The 14803-nt window shown below is 42.2% G+C and carries 18 protein-coding genes; 6 read left to right on the plus strand and 12 right to left on the minus strand.

Annotated elements, in window-relative coordinates; translation table 11 throughout:
- The 3 genes from J3P43_RS01460 to J3P43_RS01470 form a co-directional block, all read right to left on the minus strand.
- A complete protein-coding gene (locus tag J3P43_RS01460) occupies positions 1-936 on the minus strand; it encodes a homoserine kinase (RefSeq protein ID WP_255898242.1) in 936 nt (311 codons plus the stop codon).
- Complete coding sequence (gene thrA, locus J3P43_RS01465) at positions 936-3401, minus strand: bifunctional aspartate kinase/homoserine dehydrogenase I (protein ID WP_255898244.1); 2466 nt, start codon at positions 3399-3401, stop codon at positions 936-938. Before thrA ends, J3P43_RS01460 begins: the two co-directional genes overlap by 1 nt.
- Positions 3402-3593: 192 nt before the next feature.
- Positions 3594-3749 carry a hypothetical protein gene (locus J3P43_RS01470; RefSeq protein WP_255898247.1) on the minus strand — a complete coding sequence of 52 codons (156 nt, stop codon included), beginning with the start codon at positions 3747-3749 and terminating at the stop codon, positions 3594-3596.
- A 128-nt stretch (positions 3750-3877) separates the two neighbouring features.
- On the opposite strand from J3P43_RS01470, the gene J3P43_RS01475 reads away from it, so the two are divergent.
- The 5 genes from J3P43_RS01475 to J3P43_RS01495 all read left to right on the plus strand — a co-directional run bounded on the left by J3P43_RS01475 (position 3878) and on the right by J3P43_RS01495 (position 6280).
- The gene (locus J3P43_RS01475; RefSeq protein WP_255898249.1) at positions 3878-4138 is read left to right on the plus strand and encodes a hypothetical protein; all 261 of its coding nucleotides are present in this window, start codon (positions 3878-3880) and stop codon (positions 4136-4138) included.
- Positions 4128-4490 (plus strand): type II toxin-antitoxin system PemK/MazF family toxin, encoded by a 363-nt coding sequence (locus J3P43_RS01480; RefSeq protein ID WP_255898251.1) that lies wholly within the window; start codon positions 4128-4130, stop codon positions 4488-4490. Before J3P43_RS01475 ends, J3P43_RS01480 begins: the two co-directional genes overlap by 11 nt.
- Positions 4487-5407, plus strand: coding sequence for a ribosome small subunit-dependent GTPase A (gene rsgA, locus J3P43_RS01485; RefSeq protein WP_255898253.1), 921 nt, complete (start codon positions 4487-4489; stop codon positions 5405-5407). The genes J3P43_RS01480 and rsgA overlap by 4 nt, the downstream gene beginning before the upstream one ends.
- Before the next feature lie 86 nt (positions 5408-5493).
- Entirely contained in the window at positions 5494-5952 is a 459-nt protein-coding gene (gene dtd / locus J3P43_RS01490; protein WP_255898256.1) for a D-aminoacyl-tRNA deacylase, read from the plus strand.
- A gap of 1 nt (position 5953) precedes the next feature.
- Complete coding sequence (locus J3P43_RS01495; RefSeq protein ID WP_255898258.1) at positions 5954-6280, plus strand: nucleotide pyrophosphohydrolase; 327 nt, start codon at positions 5954-5956, stop codon at positions 6278-6280.
- Between the two features lie 4 nt (positions 6281-6284).
- Here the strand turns inward: J3P43_RS01495 and J3P43_RS01500 are convergent, their stop codons facing one another.
- The 6 genes from J3P43_RS01500 to J3P43_RS01525 form a co-directional block, all read right to left on the minus strand.
- Positions 6285-7019, minus strand: a complete 735-nt coding sequence (locus J3P43_RS01500; RefSeq protein ID WP_255898260.1) for a 2-phosphosulfolactate phosphatase — start codon at positions 7017-7019, stop codon at positions 6285-6287.
- A 2-nt stretch (positions 7020-7021) separates the two neighbouring features.
- A complete protein-coding gene (gene gcvT / locus J3P43_RS01505; RefSeq protein WP_255898262.1) occupies positions 7022-8104 on the minus strand; it encodes a glycine cleavage system aminomethyltransferase GcvT in 1083 nt (360 codons plus the stop codon).
- A 41-nt stretch (positions 8105-8145) separates the two neighbouring features.
- A complete protein-coding gene (gene rnhB, locus J3P43_RS01510) occupies positions 8146-8778 on the minus strand; it encodes a ribonuclease HII (RefSeq protein ID WP_255898264.1) in 633 nt (210 codons plus the stop codon).
- A 64-nt stretch (positions 8779-8842) separates the two neighbouring features.
- Positions 8843-10090 (minus strand): PP2C family protein-serine/threonine phosphatase, encoded by a 1248-nt coding sequence (locus J3P43_RS01515; protein WP_255898266.1) that lies wholly within the window; start codon positions 10088-10090, stop codon positions 8843-8845.
- A gap of 61 nt (positions 10091-10151) precedes the next feature.
- Entirely contained in the window at positions 10152-11285 is a 1134-nt protein-coding gene (locus J3P43_RS01520) for a glycosyltransferase family 2 protein (protein ID WP_255898268.1), read from the minus strand.
- The gene (locus tag J3P43_RS01525) at positions 11266-12240 is read right to left on the minus strand and encodes a lysylphosphatidylglycerol synthase domain-containing protein (protein WP_255898270.1); all 975 of its coding nucleotides are present in this window, start codon (positions 12238-12240) and stop codon (positions 11266-11268) included. The genes J3P43_RS01520 and J3P43_RS01525 overlap by 20 nt, the downstream gene beginning before the upstream one ends.
- Positions 12241-12323: 83 nt before the next feature.
- Here J3P43_RS01525 and ruvC point away from each other — a divergent pair, with 83 nt between their 5' ends.
- The gene (gene ruvC / locus J3P43_RS01530; RefSeq protein WP_255898272.1) at positions 12324-12923 is read left to right on the plus strand and encodes a crossover junction endodeoxyribonuclease RuvC; all 600 of its coding nucleotides are present in this window, start codon (positions 12324-12326) and stop codon (positions 12921-12923) included.
- Here ruvC and J3P43_RS01535 read toward each other — a convergent pair.
- The 3 genes from J3P43_RS01535 to J3P43_RS01545 form a co-directional block, all read right to left on the minus strand.
- Positions 12920-13315: an HIT family protein gene (locus J3P43_RS01535; protein WP_255898274.1), complete on the minus strand. Its 396-nt coding sequence runs from the start codon at positions 13313-13315 to the stop codon at positions 12920-12922. The two genes, ruvC and J3P43_RS01535, sit on opposite strands and share 4 nt — an antisense overlap.
- A complete protein-coding gene (gene greA, locus J3P43_RS01540) occupies positions 13315-13788 on the minus strand; it encodes a transcription elongation factor GreA (RefSeq protein ID WP_255898276.1) in 474 nt (157 codons plus the stop codon). The genes J3P43_RS01535 and greA overlap by 1 nt, the downstream gene beginning before the upstream one ends.
- Positions 13789-13943: 155 nt before the next feature.
- Positions 13944-14801, minus strand: a complete 858-nt coding sequence (locus J3P43_RS01545; RefSeq protein WP_255898278.1) for an N-acetylglucosamine kinase — start codon at positions 14799-14801, stop codon at positions 13944-13946.
- Positions 14802-14803 lie beyond the last annotated feature (2 nt).

Raw genomic sequence — 14803 nt, forward strand, 5'->3', positions numbered from 1 at the left:
TCAATCTAGTATCTTCGGCCCGTCTGCATTCACTGCCGATGTATAAGCCTGACTGCCAATATTAAGTTTCGACAAATGTTGCTGAATAGCTTTGGTGATCTTAACCGAAGTATCGGGATCTTTAGTAAAAGCAAACACCGACGGCCCTGATCCAGAGATGCCGAAGCTAATTGCGCCATTTATCATTGCAATCTCTCTCATCCGATGAAAATCCGGGATGAGAATAGAACGCACAGGTTCGATTAAAACATCCTTCATGCTTCTGCCGATCAGACCCAGATCCTTCATAAACAATCCAGAGACCAAACCTGCAATATTTCCCCATTGAGTAACTGCATCTTTTAGTGCGATCTTCTCGCGGATCATTCGTCGTGCATCCCTCGTTGGAACATCTACTTCGGGAAAAACTATTGCACAATGCAATTCTTCCGGATAGGGCAGCTTGATAATATCCAGAGGTTCATAACTCTTTATTAACACAAAGCCGCCCAGAATGGCCGGTGCAACATTGTCTGCATGGCCTGTACCACAAGCCAGTTCCTCGCCTTTCATAGCAAAAGGAACAAGTTCCATTTTAGATAGTGGATTACCTAACATAGCATTGATAGCGAATAATCCGGCCACTGTACTTGCGGAACTGGAACCTAATCCGCTTCCAATAGGCATTTGTTTGTGGAGTTCGATCTCTATTCCCACATCTGGCCGTCCCACATGTCGTAAATAATGCTCTACGCTGGCACTAACTGTGTTCTTCGACGCATCGAGCGGCAATCGGCCATCATCACCCGTAATCTTTGTTATAATTACTCCGGGTTCTGACCGCTTCCGCATAATCACTTCATCTCCCGGAGCATCAACTGCCAAACCAAGAATATCGTAACCACATACCACGTTTGCGATAGTTGCAGGAGCAAAAACTCTGATAGACTCTCTCATTAGAAGTAATTTGGATACTGGGCACCAACGTTTACTATATCGGCAAACACCCCTGCGGCGGTAACTTCTGCTCCAGCACCCGGACCTTTCACCACTAACGGACGTTCCCGATACCTGTCAGTTGTAAATGAAATAATATTATCACTTCCCGAAAGCATATAGAATGGGTGGTTTTCATCTACCATTTGCAAGGATATAGAAACCTGTCCGTCTTCCAGCATACCAATGTAACGCAATACTTTTCCATTGCTTACAGCCTCGGCCTTAAGCTTTTCAAAAAAGTCATTATGGTTTTTCAACTCAGTATAAAAATCCTCAACGCTGGCAGCTTTTAGACAGGCTTCAGGCAACATGCTTTCAATCTTCACCTCATCCGGTTCTAATTGGTTTCCGGCATCACGGGCGAGAATTAGCATTTTACGCATAAAGTCAGTACCGCTTAAATCATCGCGGGGGTCTGGTTCTGTATATCCCTTTTCCTGGGCTTGCTTTACCACATCATGGAAAGTAAGGTCGCCCTTGAAGTTATTGAAGATGAATGAAATAGTTCCCGAAAGAATGGCTTCAATTCGAATTACTCTGTCACCGCTGATCATCAAATCTTTTAATGTCCGTACGATAGGTAAACCTGCCCCTACATTGGTTTCATAATAAAAATCGACACCGTGTAGTTGAGAAAGTTCTTTAAAATTCTTGTACTGACTGTATGAAGACGAGTTACCTATCTTATTACAAGTAACCACCGAAATATTTGACTTAAATACGTCTTCATAAACTGCTATTGGCTTAAGACTTGCAGTATTATCCACGAAAATTGCATTTGGCAGATTCATTTCTTTCATCCGGGCAACGAAAAGTGCAAGGTCGGCAGGCTCGCCTTCTTTTTCAAGTACTTCGTTCCACTTACTTAATGCAATTCCATCAGGGTTGAACACCATCTGACGGCTGTTTGTAATTCCGACTACATTAATGGTTACGCCGTTTTGTAATTGCAAAAATTCACAATGCTCCTGAATCTGCCTGAACAAGGTAGAACCGATATTTCCTGTGCCTAAGCAGAAAATATTCAAGTTTTTCTTAAGATCAGTATAAAACGCATCATGAACGGCATTTAAGGCCTTCTCCAGATCATGACTGGATATAATAACCGATATATTGTATTCGGATGAGCCCTGCGCAATGGCTCTCACATTCACACCGTTTCTTCCCAAAGCGTGGAAAAGGGTTCCAGAGATACCTGGTGTCTCCTTCATGTTCTCTCCCACAATAGCCAGGGCAGCCAGATCTTCCTCAATTACAGGAGCTTCAACTTTTTTTGCATCCAATTCCAATTCGAACTCCTGTTCAATTAAGCGTTTTGCCTTTACTGCATCGGCGGGATGAACAGCAAATGTAATGCTATGCTCTGACGAAGACTGAGTAATGAGAATTATATTGATTTGCTCGCGCGACAATAAAGAGAACAAACGACCGCTAAAGCCGGCTTTACCCACCATACCGCTTCCCTGGAGATTAAGCACGCTTATATCGTTAATAGATGAAATCCCTTTAATTGGATGATCCGCCTCGCGACAATCGTGGCGAATAACAGTTCCCTTAAAATCAGGCTCAAAAGTATTCCTGATAACAATTGGGATTTTCTTTAAAAACGCAGGAATCATAGTCGGTGGATAAATAACCTTCGCACCGAAATAAGAAAGCTCCATTGCTTCGGTATAAGAAAGCTCTTTTAACGGGAATGCCTTCTTAACCATTCGCGGATCGGCGGTCATCATTCCATTTACGTCGGTCCATATCTCTATCTCCTCCGCATTTAACGCAGACCCTATAATTGCTGCAGTATAATCACTGCCGCCACGGCCAAGTGTTGTGATTTTTCCCTCATCATTGCTGGCGATAAATCCGGTTACGAAAATAAGTTTTCCTGAATTCGCTTCGTAAAAATTACGAATCAACATCTCAGAAATTTCAGTCTGGATGCGGGCGTTTCCGTAAGAGCTATCGGTTTTAATCAGCTCCGAGGCATCGGCAAAAACCGCCTCTCCTAGTTCCTGCTCGGCAATTTTGCTCACCATTAAAGTAGAGCAGCGCTCACCATAACTTAAAACCAGATCGCGGGTTTTAGGCGTTAGCTCCTGCAGACTGGAAATCCCCTGTAAAAGGTCTTCCAACTGGTTAAAAAACAATTTTAGCTTAGTAAAAACAGGATTTTGCCTCGGCACATCCAGCAAAGCCTTAACCACATCAAAATGGCGGTTTTCCAATTCCGTTAAGTAAGCCGAAACTTCTTCACCTCTGGCTGCTTTATCAGCCATAGAAACCAGCAAATTAGTAACCCCACTCATGGCAGATAATACCACAACGGGGCTCTGACGCTCAGACTTTTCGCGCTTAAGAATTTCAATCAGTGTACGGATACTTTCAACCGAACCTACTGAAGTACCACCAAATTTTAAGACCTTCATTAACGTAATTTTTAACAAAAAACGCCTTCCCCTTAGCGGAGGAAGGCGTTTTTTGGTTTCCTTTTATGTTTAAGTTACACCATATTCGAGCTTCCTCCGGCTATATTCAGCGTGGTGGTAGTAATCGTAGCGATGGTATAAATATACTTTTTCATTAACTTTTAAATCGGGCGTAAAGTAAGCAGTAAAAATTTAGATTAACAAACCAAATTGGATTTTTTTGAAAAGCATCTCTCTTCTCTGTGGCAAATGTAGCCCTGCTGTCCCTTCAAGTCCGCCCGATGCCCAGGCAAACGCACTTCGGGCTTTCCGTACCATCAGGTTTAAAATGCTCGGCTGCGTTTTCATCGGATTCAGTTAAACTCAGACAGCGTTCCAAACGCTGTCTGAGTTGTAAGCACCGAAGGTCTAAAGAAACTGATAATTATTTTATATACCAAAAAAGTATATCTACTTTTGATATATAATAACCATAAATGAAAAGCATTCTTCTAAAACTTGACGATAAACTCTTCGAGGACATCGAAGAACAAGTGAAAGAATTAAAAACGAGCCGTAGTAATTACTTAAAAACCGCATTAAAAGCGTATAACTCATATCTTAAAAGGAAGAGTTTGGAAGCTCAGCTAAAGAAAGAAATTACTATAATAAACGAAAGCTGTTCCGATGGAGAATTGCTCGATGAATTTAATGATGCTTCTTTAATCGATTTAGAAAAGTATCTTGATGAAAAATAACATCGAGATAAAACAGTACGATATCTGGATCGCAGATCTAAACCCAGGAAAAGGAGCAGAAACAGGAAAGATCCGGCCGGTTTTAATAATTCAAACAGACCTGCTTAATTTGAACGGGCATTCATCTTTTATCGTCTGCCCGATTTCATCGCAGGAGCGAAAAGGTGTCGAAATCTTACGATTGTCTATTGATGCAGACCCGCGGAATGGGCTTCAGAAAAAATCATATATTCTTGCAGACCAAATACGAGCTATCGACGTGTCGCGACTTAAAGAACAAGTGGGAAAATTATCAAAGAAGGATTCTGAAAACTTGCGAAATAGTTTAAAGGTTATTTTAAATCTACCATGAGATGTTTAGTAACAAAGTCTACCGGAAGCTGGTACCAGGTTGTAAACAACAAAGGTGAGAGCATCGATTGCCGCATTAAAGGGAAATTCCGCATTAAAGATATCCGGACCACCAATCCTATTGCCGTAGGCGATTGGGTAGAAATTGAAATGGAACCCGACCAAAGCACCGGCGTAATAGTAAAACTGGAGCCGCGTAAGAACTATATTATTCGGAAATCTATAAACCTGTCCAAGCAATCTCAAATCATTGCGGCTAATCTTGATCAGGCGTTTCTTATCGTTACACTGGCTTCACCTCGTACATCATTAGGCTTCATTGACCGGTTCTTAGTTACTGCCGAGGCGTATGATATTCCGGCAGCTTTAGTCTTTAACAAACTGGACTTATTCAGCAACGAAGGGATGGAAGTGCTAGCAGAATACGAAAACATCTACCAGAACATTGGTTATCCCTGCTATAAAGTATCTGCCGTTGAAGGCACCAATATCGAGCAAATCCAAAACCTGCTTAAAGACAAAGTCACCTTATTCAGCGGACATTCCGGAGTAGGAAAATCCACTCTGATAAATGCACTTGTGCCCGATCTGGAATTAAAGACGGGCGCTGTTTCCGACTGGAGCGATAAAGGCCAGCACACCACCACTTTTGCCGAAATGCATGATCTCCCACAGGGTGGATATTTGATAGACACCCCAGGAATAAGAGAACTCGGCATTTTCGATATTGAACCTCAGGTATTGGGACATTTCTTTCCTGAAATACGCGAGCGTTTAAACGAATGTAGGTTCCATAACTGCCGTCATGTGAACGAACCGGGCTGTAATGTTATTCAAGCGGTTGAAAATGGGGAAATAGAGATTTCAAGGTACGAAAGCTATCTAAGTATTTTTCATGGAAATGATACGAGGGCCTAAAATAGAGGTAAGGTGCGAGAAGCAAGAGATATTCCCAGTGGTGAGATCTTTCTCTTTCCTCCTGATTCTGATATCTTCCATCTAATATGAGAGCAGTCATTCAACGCGTTTCGCATGCTTCATGCACCGTAGATAAAAACATCACCGGAAAAATCGGCACCGGCTTGCTTATCTTGCTTGGAATAGAAGAAAGCGACGCTACTGCAGACCTTACATGGCTTGCTCAAAAGATAGTGAACCTGCGCATCTTCAACGATGAAAATGGTCTCATGAATAAATCGCTTGCCGAAGTTGGCGGAGAAATTCTTCTTATCTCGCAATTCACTTTATTCGCACAAACTAAAAAAGGAAATCGCCCCAGTTTTATTCGGGCTGCAAAGCCAGAGCAGGCAGTACCATTATACGAACAAATGATCTCGGAACTTAGCAGACTCACCGGCAACCCACCAAAAACCGGGATTTTTGGTGCAGATATGAAAATCAACCTGCTCAACGACGGACCGGTAACAATCATTATGAATACTAAGGACAAGGAAAATTATTGACATGGAAATAAAACAAGCCCAAGCCATTGTTGACCAATGGATTAAAACCACCGGCGTGCGCTATTTCAACGAGCTAACAAATACCGCCATTTTAATGGAAGAAGTAGGTGAAGTAGCCAGAATCATGTCCAGAAAATATGGCGAACAATCCTTTAAAGAGTCAGACAAGACAGTTGATTTGGGCGATGAGATGGCCGATGTACTTTTTGTGTTGATCTGCCTTGCTAATCAAACCGGAATCGACCTGACTGAAGCGCTTGAAAAAAATCTCGAGAAAAAAAACATCCGCGATGCCGACAGACATAAGAACAACGATAAGCTGAGGTGAAAGCTTAGAGCTTCACCAGCTTATCGCCGTCAAGCACCGGAATTGCGCTCGTTTCATCAATTTTCAAACAGAAAGCGATATCTTCTTCTATGCCCAGCTTCTTCAAGCGCTCGCTATGTGAACTCTTTGACAGGAAGCCAGCCAAATCATTCTTCGCTAAAAGATAGAGGTCCTCTGCCGCAATAGCTGCATCATCCAGAATATATTTTTCATCTTTCAACTGATGAACTACCGCCCCGGCAAAAATGGTATCTTCCAGGTTAAAGTTGTTTTTCCAGCCGGCGCAAACCAAAATAATATTTTCATGCTCATCTTTTAACCACTGAGAAAGTGAACTCAGATTTAAAAAAGATCCTATTACGATACGCTTTGCACTTCTCGATAGCTGGATAGCGTGTGTACCATTGGTTGTAGTAAGTACAATTGTTTTACCGGCAACCTTTTCTGGTGTGTAGGCAAACGGAGAATTGCCAAAGTCAAACCCTTCAACCACTTCGCCATCGCGCTCTGCAGCAAGCAAATGCCCGGTACCATGGTATGCGGCGCACTCTTCTACATGTGAAACCGGAATAATTGCTTCAGCTCCATTTTCAATCCCGTAACAAATGGATGAAGTTGCTCTGAATATGTCAATCACCACTACCACACTGTTCTCCAATTTGTGAAGTGGTAGCAAGGCGGGGGTTAAACAAACTTCTACTTTTAATCTATCTGATTTTAACGATACTATTTTCGACATTCTTATCCTTTGTAGAAAGGCATCTTTACAATCCTCGCTTTTACCGGATTGTTCCTGATGCTTATATAAATCTCATTTCCTTCGGTTGCAAATTCTCTATTAACGTATCCCATTCCAATAGCTTTCTGCAGCGAAGGTGATTGTGTACCAGAAGTAACCACTCCGATTTCATTTCCATCCTTATCCGTTATAGGGTAATCATGGCGGGGAATTCCTCTGTCGATAAGCTCAAAGCCAACCAGTTTTTTACTACCGCCGTTTTTCTTCTGCAACTCCAACTCTTCTTTATTTACAAAGTCCTTAGAAAACTTAGTAATCCAGCTCAAGCCCGCTTCAATGGGAGAGGTAGTATCATTAATATCATTTCCGTAAAGGCAAAAGCCCATCTCCAAACGAAGCGTATCTCTGGCGGCCAGTCCAATCGGCTTAATGCCAACTTTTTCACCAGCTTTAAACACCGCATCCCAAATAGCTTCCGAATGTTTCTCATCAAAATATATTTCAAAACCACCGGCGCCGGTATACCCTGTGGCGGAAATCAATACATTATCAACGCCCGCAAAAGTCCCTTTTTTGAAACTGTAATATTCCATCGAAGCTAAATCAACATCTGTAAGACTTTGCAAAGCCTCTGCAGATTTGGGGCCCTGTATGGCCAATAACGAGGTGCGTTCTGATATATCTTTCATCTCCACACCGAAAGTATTGTATTGGGATATCCAGTTCCAGTCTTTTTCAATGTTAGAAGCATTCACCACCAGCATATAGCTTTTCTCATCGATGCGATAAACCAGCAAATCATCTACAATGCCACCCCTGGTATTTGGAAGGCATGAATACTGCACTTTACCATCCACCAACTTTGATGCGTCGTTTGAGGTAATCTTTTGAATAAGGTCGAGGGCTTTTTCTCCTTTCAGGATAAATTCGCCCATATGACTAACATCGAACACGCCGACACCTGTTCGAACAGCCTGATGTTCTATATTAATTCCTTCGTATTGCACAGGCATATTAAACCCGGCGAACGGAACCATTTTAGCACCCAATGAAATATGCTTTTGCGTTAAGGCAGTATTCTTCATGTTTTGAATGAGAAAGGCCAAAAATAATTAAAAAAGAGGAATCAGACTGCGATTAGGTCAGTTTGTTCGGAAGTTTGACTGAATAAGTCTAATTGAGGGTCGGTAACCCTGAAAGTTCTGCGGTGATAGGGAGAGAAGCCATGTGTTAAAACTGCATTGCGATGCTTTATGGTGGGATATCCTTTATTGCTTGCCCATTCGTATTCGGGATGCTCCTCTGCGATGTTTTTCATGTAATCATCTCGATAGGTTTTGGCCAGGATGGAGGCTGCCGCAATGGAATAATATTTCCCGTCGCCTTTTATAATACATTCGTGCGGAATTTCCTTGTATCTCTTGAAACGATTACCATCAATCAATATAAACCCAAACTGCTCAGTTAACTGATCCAGCGCCTTGTGCATGGCAAGAAACGAAGCATTAAGAATATTTATCCGGTCAATTTCGTCATGATCCACCTGTGCAACCGCATAAGCAACAGCTTTTTTCCGGATCACTTTACGCAGCGCGTACCGGTCTTCTTCACAGAGTTGCTTGGAATCTGTAAGTAATTTATGTTTGAAGTTGGTTGGCAGAATAACGGCAGCTGCAAACACAGGACCAGCCAGACAACCTCTTCCTGCTTCATCACAACCGGCCTCAACAAATTCTTTCTGATAAAATGGAAAAAGCATCTTTGTTTTAATTCATCTCAAAAATAACGGTTTAGCTTTAAAGCTAAAAGGCTATTTCCCAACACTAAAGGATCTTGATTGTTAACAACGTAATGTCGTCAGAGCTCATCCTCGCCTTACGGGAAGACTGTATATCGGAGAGAATGCTCTTATTTATGATTTCTACCGGAGAATGTCTGTGGAGCTGCAAGTAATGCACCAGTTCTTCCTCTGATATAAAAACATCTTCATCCGGACTTTCGATCAAACCATCTGTATAGTTGAAGATCAGAGAATTTTCGGGCAGGATAAGTTGGCCGGTGTTCACAAACGGCAGGGTGTCGAAGCTTCCTAAAAGCGTTGTTCCCTCCTGCAGGAAGCGAAAACCTTCGCTGGAAATCAGAATAGGGGAATTGTGCCCGGCATTTACAAACTGCATTTCGCGTGTAAGTTCATTGTAACGCCCTAGAAAAAGTGTAATAAAACGTTCACCGTTTGTATTGTAGGTTACAATTTCATTCAACTTGGTAACAACCTTTTCCATGCTGCTTTCCACCGAGGCCCAGGCCCGTAAACTTGCCTGTAAATTAGCCATCAGAAGGGCCGCAGAGATCCCCTTTCCCGACACATCTGCGATACACCAGATAAACTCGTGTTCGTTTAAACGGATAAAGTCGAAGTAATCGCCGCCAATATTTTCATGAGGAAGATAGGTAGCAGCAATTTCAAACCTGTCACTTTTAGGCAGTTGCAACGGCACCAGCATGCTTTGCACTTCGCTTGCAAGCTCCATATCTCTTTGATATCTTTCGCGATGAACCCTTTCCTTAAATAACTTTTTATTTTCTAAGGCAACTATGATGATATTGATTAAGGTCTGGATAAAGTTAAGCTCATGGCTTACCAGCTCGGGCTTAGTATGAAAATCCCCAATCAGCACGAAAGCCAGAGTATTTCTTTTATGCCTGACTGGAACAAAAAAATCATACTCCGAGAGCATGGCATCAGGGTGGTTAGACAAAGAAATGATGGTCTTGGTAACTTCAAGCTCTTTACATATCTGCTGAAGGATTTTAGCATTCTCGTATGTACCGCCAAAACGTGAAACGCAGGAGAACTGATGTTCGTCCTTAATCACAAGGCGCATTTTCCCAACGTTGAGGTTTACTTTGAGAACCACTTCAAGCATTTCAAAAAGCACGGATGCCGCGCTGTTTTTATTAATAGCCAGTGTAACCTCGAGCAGAGCGTTTAACTCAGCCTGCCGCTTTAACAGCAACTGAATCAGGTCGTTTTCCTCAGGATCGTTAGAACTGCGTTTAAATGCTTCCAAACTTCTTCAACAATAACGTTAAAAGTAATAATTTAACCGTTTCTAAGGGATTTTTTTGAAATTATTTTACTAGCCGGCCTTTCCACATATACTTCCCTGTGTTCCCTGCGATGCCAATATAAATAATATAAATCGCATGGATGCATGTAAGAAGCGGCAAATACAAGAGCAATTCGCGCCTTTTTACAAAACCAGTCACTGGAATCAAAAAATAAAGCTCTGCCAAACCCTTCGATATAAGCAGCACCAAAACGACTGCAAGAGAAGACGGGTAAAAAAATGCAAGTACCGCGTTTAAAACGACCAATACGTTAAACAACCAGATGCTAACGCCCAAAGCAACGATCTTCTTGTCTTTATACCGTGTGCTTTTTGAAGCCCATCTTTTTCGTTGCCTGATAAATTCACTCATATTTGGCTTGGCATGAGTAAACACCAAAGCATCGTAAGATTTGCAAAAGCCGATGTTATGCGGATATTTAGACGCCACTTTGTGAAGAAAGAGCTCATCATCGCCCGATGCCAGTTCGTCAATTCCCTGAAAGCCTTTAAGCTCTTCAAAAACATCTTTCCGATATGCCAGATTTGCCCCATTGCAGGTGGATGGCTTTTTGTTCCCGATGGTTGCCGCTCCCAAACCTATCAGATATAAGAACTCAAGCGTTTGCAAGCGCTCAAAAAAGCTCTTCTCCTCGAAAAAGACCACGGGAGACGAGATCAGCTTACAATCATGAGTTTCGAAAAATGAGACAATGGTGCTAAGCCAACGACTATTCATCCGGCAATCAGCGTCGGTGGTGATTAGCAGCTCTCCCTTCGCCAGCTTAATGGCTTCTGTGATCGCCTTTTTCTTGTACGAATTTAATGGCTCATTTTCATTAAGCCTGAGAAGCTTCACTCCCCGATCGGCATAACCTGCAATAATTTCCGCTGTACGGTCCGTCGAATGGTCATCAACCACGATAAGTTCGCTAAGTTCCTGCGGGTAATCCTGATTTAAGATATCTTCGATCGTAAGTGCGATCTTATCTTCTTCGTTCCGGGCGGCAATGAGGATGCTAACGAATGTCCGAGCAGAACCCCTTCTTTTTGAAGGTGCAACAATTCTATCCCAGCCATACCGGAAATATATAATTGCCAATCCGTAGAACACCGTCAGAAATAAGCTGAAATAGCTAATCAGGTTTAGTACCAAAAAATTTGAGTTTAAATACGAAAACGGAGCCTAAAATAGCAGGAATAATAAGATTTACAAACCATATAGATGCTGTCGCAGCCATTATAGCGATGTCGTTGTTAGTCAGAAAGCTAAAGAAGTAAGTGGCAGTCATCGTTCTGACACCTACATCCATCAAATCCAGCGAAGGTAATGCCGACTGGATAAAGAACAGGATAAAGATCATCATGATCATCTGCATAAGGGGTATTTCTGGAATCAACAGACTAATAATGAGACAATACTGAGATGTGAATACCACAAACCGGCAGAGGCTGTAAAAAAACACAATCAGCAATTCTCTGAGATGATATCTCCCTAAAATTCTGAAAAACCGCCTGAATCGCGACAGAAATTTAATTGAATTGAGAATAGCAAGCAAAAACCTGATATTGAAATACAGCAGTAAAAAAAAGAAACAGTATAAAACAGTCAGTGTACACAATCCATAATAAAGCCAAAAATTCATTTCGACATACCGTCCAATGAACCATAATATGGCACAGGCTCCCAGGATGTTAGTCACAACCATCTGACCAACGGCTCCCACACCCATAATTATTACGCCGAGAACCCTCTTGCGTGGCGTAAGAAAAAAAACACGTCCCCCGTATTCGCCAATGCGGTTTGGCGTGAACACTGCCAGGGTTAGTCCGCAAAAAACAGATTCAATTGCCTTCCACAAGCTCACCCTCTGAATGGGCCGGATCAAATACTGCCATTTAAATGCTTCGAGAACCCAGTTCAGCAACATGAGCAAAAAAACCAGTACAAGTATCCCGTAAACCTTTTGTCTGGAAAGCTGGCCGATCAACTGCCGGAAGTTATCCAGATTTTGGTTGTTGCTTAACTTCGAATAAATAAAAACCGCCGCAAGCACCAAAATGCTTACTTTAATCACGGCATTAATTAACTTCCTGGTCTTATTTGTCAAGCGGTGGATTTTACTGCAATGTTACAAAAAACCTCTTCATCTATCAGCCAGCTATTCCGCATATATTAGTAATTTTGCCCTGAATGCAGAAAGAAGGTTCAAGCGAACGCATTATATTGGGAATTGATCCGGGTACATCCATTATGGGATATGGCCTGGTTAAAGAAATAAAAAAGAAGGTGGAGATGATCAACCTGGGTATTGTTAAACTTGATCACCTGGACGACCATCCCTTAAAACTTCAGCGCATTTTTGAAAAAACCCTGGCGCTTATTGACCAATATCACCCGGACTGCCTGGCAATTGAGGCGCCCTTTTACGGAAAAAATATACAGGTAATGTTAAAACTGGGGCGTGCGCAGGGAGTTGCCATGGCGGCGGCGCTTTCGAGAAACATCCCAATTTTTGAGTATGCGCCACGAAAAATAAAGCAATCTATCACCGGCAACGGAAATGCAACCAAAGAGCAAGTGGCCGCTATGCTGCAAACGCTGTTACAGTTTACAGAGACTCCCCAATTTTTAGATGCTACAGACGGCTTGGCCGTGGCGGTTTGCCATTCGTTCCAAAGAACCGGAACCAGTGGTGAAAGTAAAAGCTATTCGGGATGGGACGCCTTTGTAAAGGATAATGAAAAGCGGCTGGCTACATCCACGCCGCTTAAAAAAAGCGGAAAAATTTAGTTTATCTGCCGGGCGATTTTCTCTGCAACTTCTTTAAGCTCCTCTGGCGACAACTTAAGCTTGGGCCTTGAGAAATTCAAATCATCCATCCCGTTTATCGGGACCAGATGAATGTGTGCATGAGGCACTTCAAGCCCAATAACTGCCACTCCAATTCGGTTACAGGGGATAGCCTTCTTTAAACCTGCAGCAACCTTCTTTGCGAAGGCCTGCAACCCAAGATAAAGTTCATCTTCCAGATCAAAAAGATAATCTACTTCCGCTTTTGGGATTACCAGCACATGCCCTTTAGCCAAGGGATGTACATCCAAAAAAGCTAAGAACTCATCTGTCTCGGCAACTTTGTGAGCGGGTATTTCACCCGCCACTATTTTGGAAAAAACTGAGGCCATCAGCGTGAAATTTCAAGTATTTCAAATTCCATTTTACCTGCAGGTACAGCAATTTCGACCTTATCGCCGACTGATTTTCCCAACAAACCTTTTGCAATAGGCGACTTTACGGATATCTTACCCGACTTTAAGTCAGCTTCTGTCTCAGAAACCAATTGGTAGGTCATTGAAGACCCGTTTCTAATGTTCTTTATTTTTACGATAGAAAGAGCCAGCACTTTCGAAGTATCCATTTTCGATTCGTCGATCAGGCGTGCGTTCGAAAGTATTTCTCCCAATTTGGCGATTTTTGCCTCGTGCAAGCCCTGTGCCTCTTTCGCTGCATCGTATTCTGCATTCTCAGAAAGGTCGCCTTTATCTCTCGCTTCGGCAATAGCCTTGGCTATTTGAGCCCTTCCTTCAGTTTTTAAAAAGTGTAATTCTTCTTTAAGTTTTTCAATTCCTTCTTTGGTATAATATGTTACCTCTGCCATGGCTCACTGTAGGTTTAAACTGTATAAAAAGCAAACAAGACCACACCAGTTTTGCTGGTATAGTCTTGCCTGTGTCAATACGAAGATATATTTAGAAGATTATAAATGCAAATTTTGTTGACAAAGAGCTGTAATTTAAACCGGAAGTCAGTTGCTTACAATTTATCAATATCCTTATTAAGAATGAATTCTGTAAGTCCGTTTATCGGGCTGGCAATCACTTTCCCGAGTTTGATTTTATGCTCACTGCAAACCTGGGCGAGTACATCCTGAAAGAAATAAGCGATCGAACCCACAAAATGACAGGGATAGGCCTGGTAATGTGCTTGCCTGAGGATGTGCACTTTGGCAAATTCTTCAAATCCATCAAATAAGATAGATTGAATCAGCTTATCATCCCGATGCTTGTACATAAATCGGGAGAACGCGGCTAAATAGATATTGGGTGAAGGCTTCTGGTAAATATTTTCGATGATGGTTTCTTTATCAATCTGGTAGTTGGCTTCGAAGGCCTTTTTTAGTGATTGAGGCATTAAACCATACATGTATGCAGTTATTATCTTTCTTCCAAAATAAGCTCCTGACCCTTCATCGCCCAAAATATAGCCGATACCATGAACTCCATAATGCGCCTGTTCACCGTCAAAAAACGCAATATTTGACCCTGTTCCCAGAACGCAGGTAAACCCTTTGCTGTTACCGCAAGTAGCGTATACAGCGCCTAACACACCATCTTCTACGTTAATAAAAGCTTTTGAGAATACTTTGGACAGGCCGTTGGAGACTATTTCTCTTTTATCCGGGCTGGAGCATCCGGCGCCAAAAAAATGGACTTCCTTTATCTTAGAATTATACTTCTGAACCTCTTCGTAGCCGGAAAGAACTTTGCAAATTTCTTTCTCATTACTAAAGAACGGATTAATTCCCTTCGTGCTGAACTCTATCCGCTCGGCATCGTCTTTAATTATTATCCAGTCTGCTTTTGAAGAACCGCTATCGGCTACCAGGATCATTT

Source organism: Paradesertivirga mongoliensis (assembly GCF_024436395.1).
GTDB lineage: Bacteria > Bacteroidota > Bacteroidia > Sphingobacteriales > Sphingobacteriaceae > Paradesertivirga > Paradesertivirga mongoliensis.